Source organism: Oscillatoria nigro-viridis PCC 7112 (genome assembly GCF_000317475.1).
Classification (GTDB): domain Bacteria; phylum Cyanobacteriota; class Cyanobacteriia; order Cyanobacteriales; family Microcoleaceae; genus Microcoleus; species Microcoleus nigroviridis.
The window spans coordinates 3,474,107-3,489,553 of the sequence record NC_019729.1 but is presented as its reverse complement, the minus strand read 5'-3'; the positions used below and the strand labels follow the sequence as shown (position 1 = coordinate 3,489,553).

The 15,447-nt window shown below is 46.4% G+C and carries 12 protein-coding genes; 6 read left to right on the top strand and 6 right to left on the bottom strand.

Features of this window, described 5'->3' with window-relative positions; all coding sequences use genetic code 11:
- Nucleotides 1–253 precede the first annotated feature (253 nt).
- From OSC7112_RS14805 to pgsA, 3 genes are all read left to right on the top strand, one after another.
- Complete coding sequence (locus OSC7112_RS14805; RefSeq protein WP_015176660.1) at nt 254–964, top strand: sugar transferase; 711 nt, start codon at nt 254–256, stop codon at nt 962–964.
- An 83-nt stretch (nt 965–1,047) separates the two neighbouring features.
- Complete coding sequence (locus OSC7112_RS14800) at nt 1,048–1,893, top strand: ADP-ribosylglycohydrolase family protein (RefSeq protein ID WP_015176659.1); 846 nt, start codon at nt 1,048–1,050, stop codon at nt 1,891–1,893.
- A gap of 337 nt (nt 1,894–2,230) precedes the next feature.
- Complete coding sequence (gene pgsA, locus OSC7112_RS14795; RefSeq protein ID WP_041623146.1) at nt 2,231–2,749, top strand: CDP-diacylglycerol--glycerol-3-phosphate 3-phosphatidyltransferase; 519 nt, start codon at nt 2,231–2,233, stop codon at nt 2,747–2,749.
- 103 nt (nt 2,750–2,852) lie between these two features.
- Here pgsA and OSC7112_RS14790 read toward each other — a convergent pair whose 3' ends face one another.
- From OSC7112_RS14790 to OSC7112_RS14780, 3 genes are all read right to left on the bottom strand, one after another.
- Entirely contained in the window at nt 2,853–4,598 is a 1,746-nt protein-coding gene (locus OSC7112_RS14790; RefSeq protein ID WP_015176657.1) for a diflavin flavoprotein, read from the bottom strand.
- Nucleotides 4,591–5,220 carry a vWA domain-containing protein gene (locus OSC7112_RS14785; protein WP_015176656.1) on the bottom strand — a complete coding sequence of 210 codons (630 nt, stop codon included), beginning with the start codon at nt 5,218–5,220 and terminating at the stop codon, nt 4,591–4,593. The genes OSC7112_RS14790 and OSC7112_RS14785 overlap by 8 nt, the downstream gene beginning before the upstream one ends.
- 318 nt (nt 5,221–5,538) lie before the next feature.
- The gene (locus OSC7112_RS14780; protein WP_015176655.1) at nt 5,539–7,266 is read right to left on the bottom strand and encodes a diflavin flavoprotein; all 1,728 of its coding nucleotides are present in this window, start codon (nt 7,264–7,266) and stop codon (nt 5,539–5,541) included.
- 226 nt (nt 7,267–7,492) lie between these two features.
- Between OSC7112_RS14780 and OSC7112_RS41775 the strand changes: the two genes are divergently transcribed.
- Entirely contained in the window at nt 7,493–7,618 is a 126-nt protein-coding gene (locus OSC7112_RS41775) for a hypothetical protein (RefSeq protein WP_263053613.1), read from the top strand.
- 423 nt (nt 7,619–8,041) lie between these two features.
- Nucleotides 8,042–8,260, top strand: coding sequence for a DUF4129 domain-containing protein (locus OSC7112_RS38185; RefSeq protein ID WP_150111542.1), 219 nt, complete (start codon nt 8,042–8,044; stop codon nt 8,258–8,260).
- A gap of 537 nt (nt 8,261–8,797) precedes the next feature.
- On the opposite strand, the gene OSC7112_RS34515 is transcribed toward OSC7112_RS38185, so the two are convergent.
- From OSC7112_RS34515 to OSC7112_RS14760, 3 genes are all read right to left on the bottom strand, one after another.
- On the bottom strand, nt 8,798–9,652 hold the full coding sequence (locus tag OSC7112_RS34515; protein ID WP_015176654.1) for a Calx-beta domain-containing protein: 855 nt from the start codon (nt 9,650–9,652) through the stop codon (nt 8,798–8,800).
- Nucleotides 9,640–11,415 carry a Calx-beta domain-containing protein gene (locus tag OSC7112_RS34510; RefSeq protein ID WP_015176653.1) on the bottom strand — a complete coding sequence of 592 codons (1,776 nt, stop codon included), beginning with the start codon at nt 11,413–11,415 and terminating at the stop codon, nt 9,640–9,642. Before OSC7112_RS34510 ends, OSC7112_RS34515 begins: the two co-directional genes overlap by 13 nt.
- A 656-nt stretch (nt 11,416–12,071) precedes the next feature.
- Nucleotides 12,072–14,180 (bottom strand): GAF domain-containing sensor histidine kinase, encoded by a 2,109-nt coding sequence (locus OSC7112_RS14760; RefSeq protein WP_015176652.1) that lies wholly within the window; start codon nt 14,178–14,180, stop codon nt 12,072–12,074.
- Between the two features lie 315 nt (nt 14,181–14,495).
- On the opposite strand from OSC7112_RS14760, the gene OSC7112_RS14755 reads away from it, so the two are divergent.
- On the top strand, nt 14,496–15,407 hold the full coding sequence (locus tag OSC7112_RS14755) for a pantothenate kinase (protein ID WP_015176651.1): 912 nt from the start codon (nt 14,496–14,498) through the stop codon (nt 15,405–15,407).
- Nucleotides 15,408–15,447: the final 40 nt, after the last annotated feature.

Genomic DNA, 15,447 nt, shown 5'->3' with positions numbered 1-15,447 from the left:
CAGTAGAATCCTCCCTGTCTTCCGGGAAGAGTGCTAGTCGAAACCAGGTTTTTTTGCGTCCAGGACTAACTTTTTTCTGTAAATTTACGTAAGTTTACATAAACTTTATACGTTTTTATAAAAAATACATAGAAACTTTATAAAAGTGTGATTGCTTTTTAAAGATTGTGCAAAGCTGAGTATTTCAGGTTCTGCAGATTTGGGATGGCTAATAAGATGGACGTAAGAGATCGTTAAAGTTGAGAGAAATCATATGAAACTTCCGATGGATGCCTCGTCGAAATCATCATTATTAGAAATGCTGTCCTTATTTTTTCAAGAATCTACTTATAAAGTATGTGTATCAAAACAACAGCATCACAGATCGGTAACGAGCAAGGTAAAACGGTCGATCGATATTTTGGGCTCGCTGCTGGGACTGGCAATTGCAGCAGTGGTGGCGGTGCCGGTGGCAGTGGCGATGCTGTTGGACAATCCGGGCCCGCTGCTTTACAGTCAAGTCCGCTGCAGCTTTAAAGGGCGACATTTCAGAATATGGAAATTTCGATCGATGGTTGTCGGTGCAGAAAATCTCAAACATTTAGTTAGCAACCAAGCCCAGGGTCACATTTTTAAGAATGAAAATGACCCGCGAATTACCCGCGTCGGCCGCTTTTTGCGGAGCACGAGTTTGGACGAGTTGCCTCAATTCTGGAATGTGTTAGTCGGCGACATGAGTTTAGTGGGAACTCGACCGCCAACTCCCGATGAGGTTGCTGCCTATGACGAGTTCCACTGGCAGCGTTTAAATGTCAAACCCGGTCTGACTGGGGAGTGGCAAGTCAACGGACGGTCTAGAGTTAAAGACTTTGACGAGATTGTCCGCATGGATCTCGACTATCAGGGTAAGTGGTCTGTTGTCTACGACATCACTCTGATTTGCAAAACAATTTGGGTAGTCTTGAGTAAAAACGGTGCGTGTTAATAGACTTGCTGTTTTGGGTTGTTTTTGGATTTTAAAATTTAGGAAAAAACACGGGATGAAATAGTAGGAAACAGATTAAATATATGTTAATAGAATTAGCTATTGGTGACGCTTACGGTGCGGGTTTTGAATTTGTTGACCAGCAGACGATCGAATTGTACAACAATCTCAACGGCTACATCAAGCATCCCCGTCACGACATCGGGCCTGGATGTTACACAGACGATACGCAGATGAGTTTAGCCGTCGCAGAAGCGATCGTCAGCCGAGAACCTTGGACACCGGAACTTTTAGCCAGCAAATTTGTTGCAGCTTTTGGGCGCGATCGGCGATTGGGTTATGCTGGCAAATTTTACAATTTTTTGCTACAAGTTCAAGACGGAAAAGAATTCTTAGAAAAAATTCACTCCGCTAGCGATAAAAGCGGATCGGCGATGCGAGCAGGCCCTATTGGCATTTTTCCGACGGTTGAAAAAGTCATCGAAAATGCTACCATTCAAGCTGCAATTACTCACAACACTCCCGATGGCATTAATGCAGCTATAGCGGCTGCTTTGATGTCTCATTACTTTATTTATCAGCTAGGTTTAAAGAAGAATTTGGGAAATTTTCTAGAAAAGCACGTCGCTGGTGAGTGGTCGATACCTTGGCAAGGACAAGTCAGCGCTAAAGGTTTGGTCTGTGTTAGAGCAGCTATTACTGCGGTCATGCGAAATGATAGTATGAGCAAACTGCTTCAAGATTGCATAGCCTTTTCGGGAGATGTCGATACAGTAGCAACTATTGCTTTAGCTGCTGGTTCTTGTAGCAGTGAAATTGCCCAAGACCTGCCAGAAAATCTGGTACAAGGATTAGAAAATCTATCTTACGGCAGAGATTATATCATCGAACTGGATCGACAGTTAATGAATTGCGCGATCGACTTCTGAGTTCTTCCTGATATCTGTTACATCCGTTAAATCCCTGACACTGTTTCGTTGCCGAACTTCTTTCTATTAGGATTAAGCCCAACTGTCACAAATAGAGTTAAATTTTATGTATGTAGTTGCGCTGGGGCGCTCTTTCCAAAGCTAAGGGATGAGAATTAAATAAAATCCACTTTTCATGACTCTTGTGGGATGGGCGTCCCGCCCGCCCAGAAAGGACGGGCGGGACGCCCATCCCACAAGAAAAAAGGGAAATTATTTAATTGACGATCCTAAGAGCGAATCGAGCACAACTACATACCTTTGTTTAATTTTCCAGTTGGCCTTCGTCTTATCTATTATGAATTTGCCTAATTTGATTACTTTTTCTCGCTTGCTGGGAGTGCCTTTTCTGCTCTACGGTTTGTACGACCCAAGCGGGCAAAGCCGCTGGATTTGCACCGCAATTTTTGTGGTAGCTGCAGCTACTGATTGGCTGGACGGCTATTTGGCTAGGAAGTTGAATCAAATTACCGATTTGGGTAAGTTTCTCGATCCTTTGGTGGATAAATTGTTGGTTCTCGCGCCGCTTTTAGTGTTGATTGAGTTGGGTCGAGTCCCGGCTTGGGGAGTGTTTTTGATTTTGGGTCGGGAGTTGACAATTGCGGGGTGGCGTGTTAATAAAACTACGATTTCGGGAGCTAATATTTGGGGGAAGTTGAAGACGGTGAGTCAGATTGTGGCGATCGCACTTTTAATTGCTCCTTTGTCTGAAGCGTGGAATTTTCCCGCATTAATTGCTTTTTGGGTTTCTGTGGCTTTAACTTTGATTTCTGGCGCTATTTATCTGTGGCCGGAACAGGAAATAAAAGAAAAGTAAGGGAGTTTTATATCATTAAACACGCGCTTTCCCCCAGTCCGGCAGAGGTTTAAACCCCCGGCGGACTGGGGGAAAAGCGAGGATTTATCAAGATTACTTCCCCTTAATAATGACTCCCAGATTTCCGGTAATGCACCGCTGTCACGCCGTCATTTTTCAGCAAATGACCGTTTTCAACCGCCGCATAAACTACCCAGTGATCGCCGCATTCCATCCGACTTATCACTTCGCATTCCAGATAAGCTAGAGCCTCAGTCAAAACCGGACAGCCGTTGCTAGCTTCCATTGTTTCGACTCCGGCAAATCTGTCTTCTCCCGGAGCAAAGTTTTTCATGAAATACTTCCGCAACTGTCGCCCTTCTGCTAAGATATTGAGTACAAATTTATCTCCGGCGTACATCAAAGCTTCGATCGATCGATCTTTCGCCACCGCAATCGTCACGCCAGGGGGATTAAACGTTGCTTGCGACACCCACGAAGCCAGCATCGCACTGGTGACATCCCCCCGCTTCGCCGAGAGTACGCACAGCGAACCAACGAGTCTCCCTACGGCTTGTTCAGTGCGATCGCTCCCCGCTGCTAACTGCGGTTTCGGTGCCCGCAATTTTTGCGATCGAATCAAAGCTTGAGCAAAATCCGTTCCCGCTTCTTTGCACTCGTGAATCGTCGCCGCCGTCGGCTTAAATTTGGCTCGAATCGGCTCAAATCCAATTCGATAGCCGGCATCTTTCAGCTTGTTTTCTACTAAGTCGATCGCCTCTCCACTCCAGCCAAAAGAACCGAAAACCCCGGCTAATTTGCTCTTAGTTGCGGTAGATAAAACTATTCCTAAAGCAGTTTGAATTTGCGTCGGAGCGTGTCCTGCTAGCGTGGGAGTTCCGATGATAAATCCCGCGCATTTTTCGATCGCCTCTTTAATTTCTCCCGGTTCGGCAAATTCGCAGTTGATAGTTTCCACCGCAACGCCGGCTTTCGTAATTCCTTTGGCGATCGCCTGCGCTAAAGTAGCCGTATTTCCGTAAGCCGAAGCATAAATCAAAGCAACTGTCAAGTCTTTTGAATTTTGTTGCTGGCTCCATTCCCGATACAAATTGCTGAGTTCATTAAGGCCGTAACGGACGATCGGGCCGTGACCGGGAGCATAAAATGCTGCTGGTAAATCGGCGAATTTATCCATTGCTGCCAGCACTTGTTTTGCCTGAGATGCGTGCAGGGAATCGTAATAATAGCGCCGATCTTCGCTGTAAACGCTCCACCCTTCATCGAATACTTGGTCGCCGCAAACGTGAGCTCCAAATAGTTTGTCAGTGAACACGATTCGAGTTTGCGGATCGTAGGTGCAAAGTTCATCAGGCCAGCGAGGAGTCGGAGTCGCGATGAATTTTAAGGCGTGACCTTTTCCTAAGTTGAGAGTTTCTTCTCCCCGAACGATCAAAATGTTTAATTCTCGATCGGGAAAAGCGGCGCGCAAACCAATTGCGGCGGGATTCGTGCAAACCAAAGCTACTTCAGGAGCTAATTCTAACAGAGCTTTAATTGTTACTGACCTGTTAGCATTGAAATGCCCCAAAATTATGTAATCCAGCTTGGTCAAGTCCACCCGTTGCTGCAAAAATTCCAGGTAATTTTCTGTAAAAGATTCCCCAGGCGGGTCGAACAAGGCAGTTTTGTCAGCTTGAATAATATAGCTATTGGCTGTCGTCCCCTTTTGCAGCGAATATTCGACTTCAAATTTGAGTCTATCCCAAGTGCGCGATCTCACAATAAAAGTATCGAGTGCGATCGGGATAAACTGCACGTCGCGTGGTTTAGCATTAGATCCGACTCTAGGAGTCAAAGTGTTAGTCATTTATTGCACCTATGAGAAACTGAACTACAGAACTTCTTTTAATTTCGTGCCAAAACTTGGTATCTACAATGTCAAACCTTGCACCTCTACCCTGTAAATTGGTATCCAGGTCAGTCAAAAATTCCCTGGTTTTCAAATCGTCGCCAATTTGGATAAAGCTCACCCCAATTTCTTCATCTTTATCTATTTTATTTGCCGCACTTACAATTATTTCGGCGACAGCAGCGGCATTTTCTGGTTTTTGATCTAAAACTGCAACAATTATGGCTCCTTTCTTTCCTTTGGGATTTGGTTGGCTTGCGAAATAATCGCTAAAAGTTGATTTCAGAGCTTCTTCCAAATTAGTTACAGTCGGGTTGGCTGAATCCTGTTCCGTATTTTGTCGCTGCAAAATTTCAGCTAACCGGGCAACATTTGAATTTTTATACTTCCACATAGGAGTAGAAGCTTCGTAAAGGGTGATGCCGTCGCTGTCAAATTCCTGACATTTTTTTGCTAAGTCGATCAGAGATGCCTGTGCTTCTACCCACTCCTCGTACCAAGGATGGTGAGGGTCTCTGCTGGCAGCGCTTCTGGCAATAATAATTGTGTAATCTCGGTCTTCTAAAACATTGGCAGGCATTGGCAATTCCCCTAGTTAAAATGGAGTCTAAATGACAACGGTTTGCCCGGTTTGCAGCTTGTGGCGCACCCAACACCCAGAACCAGGTAAGGTGCGCCACAAGCACCCAAAGTTGAGAGTTTTTGCGTCGCCAGTTGCGTCGTGGACTGTAATTGTAAGGTGCGTCAGTAGATAGTCGATGATGAAGTCGAATCAAACATCGGCTGACGCACCTTACTCATACGTTTGCGGTGTGTTGACTCAGAAAGTCGATCGATATTTCGTTGAATTTCCCTCTTGCACCTGACCACAGTCAACTGTCAACCGTCAACTGACTTCCTAATAATGATTTCCGACTTTTCGGTGGTGAACTGCCGGCAGTGCATCGGGATTGGAGACGCGGCCGCTATCGACGATCGCATATACGATATGATGATCCGAAAGTTCCATCCGGCTGACTACTTCGCATTCCATGTAAGCCAAGGAATCTGTCAGAATGGGAGAACCGTTGGTAGCAGGTTGAGTTTTAACTCCGGCAAATCGATCGGCACCAGGAGCAAAACGCTTTAAAAAGTGCCTCATCAAGGTTTGATAATTGCCTTCTTCCAGCACGTTGAGAACAAATTTATCTCCCGCGTGCATCATCGATTCAATCGCCCGATCCTTAGCAACTGCTATTGTTAAACCCAGAGGTTTAAAGCTAGCTTGAGTTACCCAAGAAGCTAGCATCGCACCGCTAACATCGCCTTTTTGGGCGGTGATGATGTACAGTCCGCCGCTGATCCGTCCCAAAGCTTTATCGAGGTCGCTGTCGAGGGATTTCATCTGTTTGACAGCCTTGTCCCGCGTCAGCCACTGTCCCAAGTCGGTGCCGGCTTCGTCGCAAAGTTGATAAATCGCTTCTGTCGGCGTTTCTTTAATCAAAATGTTGGGAAATGCCTCTTTTAAACCCAACTCTTTAAACTTGTTTCGCAGCGGGTAAATCGATGCGTCATCGCCCCCGCCGGATTCGCACAAACCGAAAGATTGTTTGTTGTTAGCCGCAACTAAAATTGTGTTGATAGCAGCTTCCGCATTCGCAGCAGCAGTACCGCTACTCGGCGGCGAACAAATTACGATGCCGACGGCGGTACCGACAAGTTCGCGGACTTCTTGCAAGTCGGCGATTCTCAAATCCATCATTTCCACAGCGACATCGGTTTTGGTGATACCGTGGGCGATCGCTTGGCTGAGCCGATCGCTAAATCCGTAGTCGGAGGTGTAAAATACCGCTACAGTGGTTTCTGCCTTAGCTTGCGCTTGGCTCCACTTTTTGTAGCGTCCGGTAAGTTCCACCACATTGTGGCGCAGCAGCGGCCCGTGACCGGTGGCAATTGTACCGATTTCTCCCAACTCTGCCATCCGCTTCATCGCAGCGAGTACCGATCGAGCGTTGGGAGCCATCAAACACTCATAATAAAAGTGGTAATCTTCCTCAACTGCTGCTAAATCGTCATCGAAGGTGCTGTCGGTACAGTAGTGCATCCCGAAAGCGTCGCAGGTGAACAGCACTTGAGTTTTGCTGTCGTAGCTGAAAATAGTATCGGGCCAGTGCAAGTTCGGCGCCGATACGAATTCGATAATGTGGTCGTTTCCTAAATCTAGTTTGTCCCCATTTTTGACTACCAATCGCTCAAATGGTTGGTGTACAAGATTTTCTAAAAATTGAATTGCTACTTTCGCCCCCACGACAATCGCTTGGGGTGCCAGCGCCAGCACGTCTTTGACTAAACCGCTGTGGTCGGGTTCGGTGTGGCTGATAATTAGATAGTCAATCTCTTTCGGGTCAATTTCGCCCGTCAGAGTTTCCATGTACTGCTGGCGAAACTTCTCGTGCGAGGTATCGACGAGGGCGGTTTTTTCACCGCGAATGATGAATGAGTTGTAAGTTGTACCGTTTTTGAGTCCGAATTCGATGTCAAAGCGGTCTCTATCCCAGTCCAGGCATCGAATTGCCGTTGTATCAAGGGCAATTTCGACTTTTTCCACCGTCAATCTGCGTTGGACTCGTTCAGTCAGCGCTACCATCAGTGCCTCCTTGTCTTTTACCCATTACCTTATTGTCTTCATTCTGACACGTTTCTTTTGTAAATCTTTATAAATTTTCTTATGAGGCTGTTAAGTATCCCAAAAGTTATGGCATAAGGCAGTTCGGCAACGCGCACTGAATCGGGAGGTAACGGATTTCAGGAAGAAGGAAAATTCAATAAAATCAATTTTGGGTCTATAAACAGTTGACAAAAAACAGATATGTGTGGTAATCAAACTGAGTTTGAGCGGTTGGGCGATCGCCCTTTTAGAAGACTATCAGTCAAATGCGATTCTCGATCGCGCGGCAATTTGGATTAGGGACAATAACTCGGCATTTCAGTCAACCTAATCAAACGTAAAATGCGATCGCGCTCTCTTATCCCCCATTTCTTTAATCAGTCGGGGATTTGGGGATAATGATAGAAGAAAAAAAATTCCAATCCGCAATCAAAAACCTACTCATTGATGTAAATCTATGTCTGAAAGTTCTGTTTATAAAACTAATTTTAGTTGGCAATTATGAAAGTTGCAACAGCGAGTAGAGGAGTGGTGGAAACTAAAAAATACCCAAAATATACCGAATGTGAAATTGCCATCAGTTGTTTGATTCCCCATCTTGTGGGCGATCGCTAAAGCATCCTTTTGGTTAATCTTAGCATTGCTCGCAGTCTGGTCTAGTTGGCAGATTTCGCAACTGTTACGTTTTTATCTTCATAATTTCAAAAATAGGAATCAAACAACTGATGGCAGTGCCCAACAAACAATTAAAGATTTGTCCGTAGCAGAGTGGTTTTTGCGATCGCAAAAGTTGCAGCAGCAAGGGAAATACCGCCAAGCTTGCCGCTTTCTTTACATGGCGGCGTTGCAGCGGTTAAATGATGCGGGAACCGCGATTCACCAACCCAGCCGCACTGATGGCGAATATTTGGAATTAATCCAGCAATTACCCCAGCCAGCGCCTTACGAAACTTTGATAAAAATACATCAGTAACTATTTTTTGGGAATAGGGAACCTTCCGCCTCAACCTTTGAAGAGTGTCAGCAAGCTTAGCAAACAATTAAGAATTAAGTCGGTAAGCGCAAAAAAACAATAATATCCAATCGATAATTCTAGGGGCAGGTTTTCCAAAAAATTATTGCCAAAAACCGACCATCTCAAAAACCCCCACCCAAGGGCAAATCGCCATCTAATTCTTTCCATATACAAGGATTAAAGGTCGTACTCGAATAACGCGCGCAGCATCTAAGAGTACGACCTTGAAATGGTTTTATCAGACCCAATTAAGCAATGGGTTGAAGACAACGAAACTAGCACCAGCAATGGGATTCGGGTCGAGACCGCCCACAATGGGCCCTGTGGGTGAATCCCATTAGTTGTCGGTGCCAGCGACTGTCACACAGCGAAGATTTTACCCGCGTACCTCGCTTTCTTGAAAAAAGCTGTAGTGAGGAGCCAGACTGATAAAAAGTATTTAACTACTTGCGGGGCATATTAGTAGAGCAAGGATTCCTCGCCCTACTAACAGCCTTAGATGAGAGTGATACTTGTTGCCGCTGTACTGCCGAAATTGTAGCCCGCAGTGGGGTTAGCAAGACCTAAGCGCACAGTCCCATTATTGGTACTAAATGGGTTGTCTTGAATAATAAAGGTTTGGCTGAGTTGGCCGTTGGCGAAGGACAACGTGCCGCCAGTGGGGCCGCCCGGGTTAAGCAGGTAGTCACCATATCCAGGTGCAGTGCCGCTGCCTGGAGTACCCGCCAGAATAATATAATCAACCGATGCTGCACCTAAGCCGCTTGAGCGGGTAACTGTAATCGTTGAGGTGCCCCCCTGACTGGCGATCGAGCCGTAATTAGACGCACTATACTGGAAGACATTGCTAGGTGCACTGCCGCTACCGTCAATAATGTCTAGTCTTGCTGTTGACGGAGTGCCGACGGGGCCGTTGTTGAGAAATAGGTTAACACTCTCAGTCATTTCAGGCACAGTATCAGGATTGACAAAGATGTTGAACGTCGTGGAAGTTACCCCAGGGGCAAAGTTGAGTACACCAGCAGTAGACAGATAATCAACCGCACTTCCAGTTGATAGGGCGGTGCCGTCAAGAGTACCGTAGCCAATGCTTGCGGCAGCGGTAGTGGCGCCGATGCGATTGACTGTCACCGTAGCAAAGCCAGATGATTCCGGAGTGGTGAAAGTAGCCGCACTAAAAACAAACTGGGTTGCTGTTGCTGGAGTGGGCGTCGGAGTTGGCGTCGTCCCAGTTGGGGGCACATCACTAATCGTCAAAATTGACGGACTACTGCCGACATTGCCACCGAAGAGCACTAAATTCACCGTTTCCGGCGATGATTCCAAAATCGAATCAGTCAAAGCCGGCACGGTGAAACTAGCGGTAGTTTGCCCCGCAGCAAAACTACCAACACCCCTGTCGCGCTATTGTAATCAGGTGCACTGCCTGTTGAACTTGCCGAACCGTCAAGAGTAGCGTAGTTAATCGATGCAGCCGCCGTGCCACCGGTGCGAGTAACGTTAATCGTCGCTACGCCGCCTTCAGCCACTGTGTAATTTGGTTGGGCGAACTGGAAGATACTTGGAGCTGTCGGAGTTGGAGTCGGAGTTGGCGTCGTCCCAGTTGGGGGCACATCACTAATCGTCAAAATTGACGGACTACTGCCGACATTGCCACCGAAGAGCACTAAATTCACCGTTTCCGGCGATGATTCCAAAATCGAATCAGTCAAAGCCGGCACGGTGAAACTAGCGGTAGTTTGCCCCGCAGCAAAACTCAACACCCCTGTCGCGCTATTGTAATCAGGTGCACTGCCTGTTGAACTTGCCGAACCGTCAAGAGTAGCGTAGTTAATCGATGCAGCCGCCGTGCCACCGGTGCGAGTAACGTTAATCGTCGCTACACCGCCTTCAGCCACCGTGTAATTTGGTTGGGCGAACTGGAAGATACTTGGAGCTGTCGGAGTTGGCGTCGGAGTTGGCGTCGTCCCAGTTGGGGGCACATCACTAATCGTCAAAATTGACGGACTACTGCCGACATTGCCACCGAAGAGCACTAAATTCACCGTTTCCGGCGATGATTCCAAAATCGAATCAGTCAAAGCCGGCACGGTGAAACTAGCGGTAGTTTGCCCCGCAGCAAAACTCAACACCCCTGTCGCGCTATTGTAATCAGGTTCACTGCCTGTTGAACTTGCCGAACCGTCAAGAGTAGCGTAGTTAATCGATGCAGCCGCCGTGCCACCGGTGCGAGTAACGTTAATCGTCGCTACACCGCCTTCAGCCACCGTGTAATTTGGTTGGGCGAACTGGAAGATACTTGGAGCTGTCGGAGTTGGCGTCGGAGTTGGCGTCGGCGTCGGCGTCGGAGTTGGCGTCGGCGTTGGCGTCACATCAATGCCTTGATATTGAATACTCCGCACTAGGTAGTCGGAACTATCGGTTTTGGTGGAGGTAGCGAGGTAGGCAGCGGTGGGGTTCGCGTAGGCTGTGGCGGAGAACCGCAGTTCGTCAAAAGTAACGCCGGTGAGAGAGTCTCCTACTATCTGGAGTGTGAAATTGCCATCGGTACGATCGCCAGTGAAAGTAACTCCATCTGAAGACACACCGAGCGGTTTTGGAGTGGTAGGAGCGCTGAGGCGAGTGATCGTAAAATTGCTGGCCGATACCTCCGCCCCATCCTTAAAGAGTTGCAGCGAACCAACTTCATCGCCTTGATCGTCCGCTGTAGTAGAACTTGATTTGGGAAATAATCCACTGAGGTCGATCTTGGCGCTAGTGATATCTTTATTATCTGCCCATTTCACCTTCAGCACCTGAGATAGATTGGTGTTGGGGTCAAAGTTGATTTCCGCCCGACTTTTAGTGGCGTCGGTAAACCAACCACTATAAGAGCCGTAGACACCAATACCACCGGAAGCGCCGTAGCTCAACCCGCTTTTAGAGTCGTTCGTTGCTAACGTGAGGTTGTTGATGGGAGTAGGGGTAGTGTAGTTCGTTTCAAAGCCATCAAAAGCTATCCCAGACAGTTGGATGCCTTGATTCTGGGCTGCAGTAGGCCATTGTGCAATTAGCTCGCTGACACTGCTGTAATTAGTGGTTGTACCCAAAGAACCATTGAATGAAGTAGCCATAGCTTGTCCTTTGATGATGAGTAATTAATGATTAGAAGTGACTGAAAACCAGAGGTTGGGCTTTCTTGTAGCGATCGATCACTGCAAGAAAATTTTCCTCATACCTGCGGGTAAATTAAGTAAAAATGCTTGCCCAATAAGCATTTGAAGGTATTATTGCCCCTGATTAAATATTGAGTGTAAATAATTACACCTAGTGAGACCTATTTACATAGATTTGTTTAACTTTCATCATCAAGAAGTTTTATCCGGAAAAAGTGCGATCTTTTTTTCAGCCCTATAAAAAGCGGGTTGTCCACATCTGTAGAGGAGAGCTTAAATCCCAGATTCCGGCCCCCAAGAGGCAGCTTTCGCTGCTTCACCGGGCAAAAGTGAATCAGGAGAGACTATTGTGAGTAAAAATACTCAGGACTTTATAGGTCTACGCATAACCCTGTTGGGAATTTCTGAAAATTGAGGTTCGGGCGTAAGTTAAATCTGATTCTATTAAAAATGCGTTAGCGAAACTTGCCGTAGGCATCGCTAAAAAACCAAGTTTATTAGTGATCCCTAATGTGATTGACGATAATGTGATTGACGATCGCTCTCAAGATGTCAAATGGGTTCTATACTACTGCCAGAGTAACAAAACAGGGTGAATCTGACTAAAGCAGGAATTATGCACTTACCCTGCTCTGATTTGTCAGCGGCAACTCTACAATAAACTCAGTTCCTTCGCCAACCTGACTGACGCAACGGATCTTGCCACCGTGAGCTTGGACAATTACCTGATAGCACACTGAAAGTCCCAAACCAGTGCCTTTCCCCACAGGTTTAGTAGTAAAAAATGGGTCAAAAATCTTGTCTTGAATTTCTGCAGGAATGCCAGTTCCCGTGTCGCGGATAGAGATTGTTACCAAGTCCGGCTCGCTTTGCCAACTGCGGATAGTTAATTCCCCCGGTTTGGTCGTTGACTGGAGCGCATCTAAAGCATTGTCAAGCAAATTATAAAATACTTGGTTGATTTGACTGGCATGACATTGAACGGGCGGTAAACTGCCGTATTGCTTGTCTATTTTGATATGGGTTTTTAGCTTGTTTTGCAGCATCAAGAAACTGCTTTCTAAACCTTCATTCAAATCTACTGGTTTTAATTCAGCGTGGTCTAAACGAGAAAAATTTCGCAGCGTCATCACGATCGAGCGAATCCTCCCGCTGCCTTCCCGCATTGAATTGAGCAGTTTACCAAAGTCTTCTCGAATGTAATCGAGTTCTAGTTCTTCATTGATTCTGACAATTGCTTCCGCTGCTTCCGGGCAGGCATTTCCGGCTACTTCTAAAGCTTCGTTCAAGGCTTTAAAATATTCTTGAGCGTGAAACAAGTTAGCGTGGATGAAATTGTTGGCGTTGTTAATTTCATGAGCAATTCCCGCTACCATTTGTCCCAAACCTGACATCTTTTCGCTTTGAATCAATTGCTGCTGTGCCGATCGCAATTCTTCTAACGCAGCCTGCAACTGCTGGGTTTGAGCTTGAGATTTTACCGCAGCCTCTTGGACTTGGCTGTAAAGTTCTGCTTGCTGAATGGCGATCGCCATTTGGTTGGCTATCTGGGATAGCAACTCCATTTCTTGCCGCTGCCAATTGCGGGTATCCCGGCACTCGTGAGCAATCAGCAAACCCCACAGCCTACCGGGAAATTTAGGATTATAGCTTCCGGCTGTGTCGGGGGTATTTTCTTCTGTTCTTGATGTAACAATCGGCACAATCAGATTAGCTTTTACCTGCAAACTATCTAAGAAATCGACGTGACAAGGCTCTAAACCAGCATTAAAAATATCATTAATTGCTTTGACTCGCCCTTGCTGGTAAAGATCGGCGTAATCTCCCCGAAAACACTTATCAGCCCCCATATCTCCTAAAATTGAAGGCCAAGGAACAGTCATGTTTTCAACAACAACTTTTCCTTGCCAGTTGTCTTGAAACTGATAGATAATTACTCGATCGCACTGCAGCATTTGGCGGACTTCCCTCACCGCTGTTTCCAGGATAGTTCCCAGATCCAGGGTACTGCGAATTTGGTTGCCGATCAGCCGCAGCAGCGATTCTCGTTCGGCTTGGCGCCTGGTTTTGCTATAGAGTTTGGCTTGATTGATCGCGATCGCCAATTGCGATCCTACCCCTTCTAAAAGCTGCTTTTCCCAATCAGTCCATTCCCGTTCGCGATCGCACTGATGCAAGCCAATTATCCCATTCACTTCACCTTGATAGCGAGTAGCTACTGCCAGCATTGACTTAATCTCCAAAGCTTCGGCAATTTTTCTGGTTTGTGGGTTCAATCCCGGAAAATCGAGAAACTTCGTCACTGCTAGGGAGTCTTGCTGAGACACGACGGCAGCCAAATGGGGGTTGTCAGTCATCGGTACTTTCATTCCCAGTTGGATCGGATAGTCGCCCGCGTTGTACTCTCCGCGCGTGACTAAAGTTTTTTCTGTATTTGATTCTTTGACTAAAATGCTCACGCGGCTGCACTGTAACGCTTGCCCCAGCAATCTGCAGGCCGATGTCAAAATTTCTTCTATATCAAGTGTACTGCGAATTTCGTTATTAATTTGGTTCAGCAAGTTTGATAACTGAACTTGCTGCTGCATCTGCACGATTAGGGCTTTTTGTTGGTCTACTTCCGGCAGCGAAAGACTTTCTTCCTGCCTCCAATTTTCCGATTCAGGCAACCGCGAAGTTACTCTGTGCCAGGGGTTTTCGTGTTCTTGTATTTTTAAAGACATATTTACTCAGCAGTTGTACAGTATTTTGATTGAGTCTGGTTTTATAAACCTGTGCTTACCTCCCCAACAGCCCCATCGCAGCTACCAGGACTTTTGGACTATCTTAAGATATTATAAAGGATGCAGCCTGAGCAAAGCAATTATTTGCTTTACAAATATTTATATTTAGCAAGTATGCGCTCTGCAGGGGACAATACTAATTAGCGCGCTGCAGGGAACTTGGTGAGATGTCAAATAGAGTTAACCGCCCGGTTAAGCGAATAAAATTAATCTAAAATCTATCTTTAGTTCAATGTTTGCGCGCGCTGGATCGACATGAAAAATTCAATTCCCGACAAGTTTCGTTTGCCAGCAAGCACGGACAACATTACTTCTGGATTTACAGGTAACGCCCAGATTAAAATAGCTTTGGCGATCGGCAATTCCCGGCTGCACTGGGGATTATTTGCGGGCAAAACCCTCCAGAAAACATGGGATACAGAGCATCTCAATGCTGATGCTGTTTCCCGGTTCTCAGAGGAGGAAAAAGCAGAATATTTGGTGCAAATAGTCATGAGGTCGATCGAGGAAATATCTTCTCAAAATCTCCTTTGTCTTCCTGCTACTCCCGCTTTTTCTAATCCTGACACACTTTCTTTAGTGCCGCTGCCTCTAATTTTGGCTTCAGTAGTTACCCAGCAAACAGCAATTTGGCAGAGTTATCCTGATGTCCGAATTATTACTTTAGACCAGTTGCCGATCGGGGGACTCTATCCTACCTTGGGAATTGACAGAGCTTTGGCTGTACTGGGCGCTGGCAACCAATTGGGTTGGCCAGTTTTACTTATAGATGCTGGTACAGCTTTAACATTTACTGGGGCTGATGTCAATAGGTATTTAGTTGGGGGCGCAATCTTACCAGGTTTGGGTTTGCAGTTATCGTCGCTCGGTAAAAAAACCGCTGCATTACCCTTAGTCAATTTACCACAAAATCTGCCGCACCGCTGGGCGACAGACACTGCTGGGGCAATTCAAAGCGGAGTTGTGTATGCGACGGTGGCAGGAGTTAGGGATTTTATTGAAGATTGGCGGTGTTTGTTTCCTGATAGCAAAATTGCGGTCACGGGGGGCGATCGCACTATGCTTTTAAAATACCTCACCGCATCCTTTCCTGATACAGCCGCAGGCTTAATTGACGCACCAGAGGCTATTTTTTGGGGAATTAGCCTGTTGACTGTTGACTGCTGACTGTTGACTGTTGACTTTTGTCATTTTATTAATGACCAAT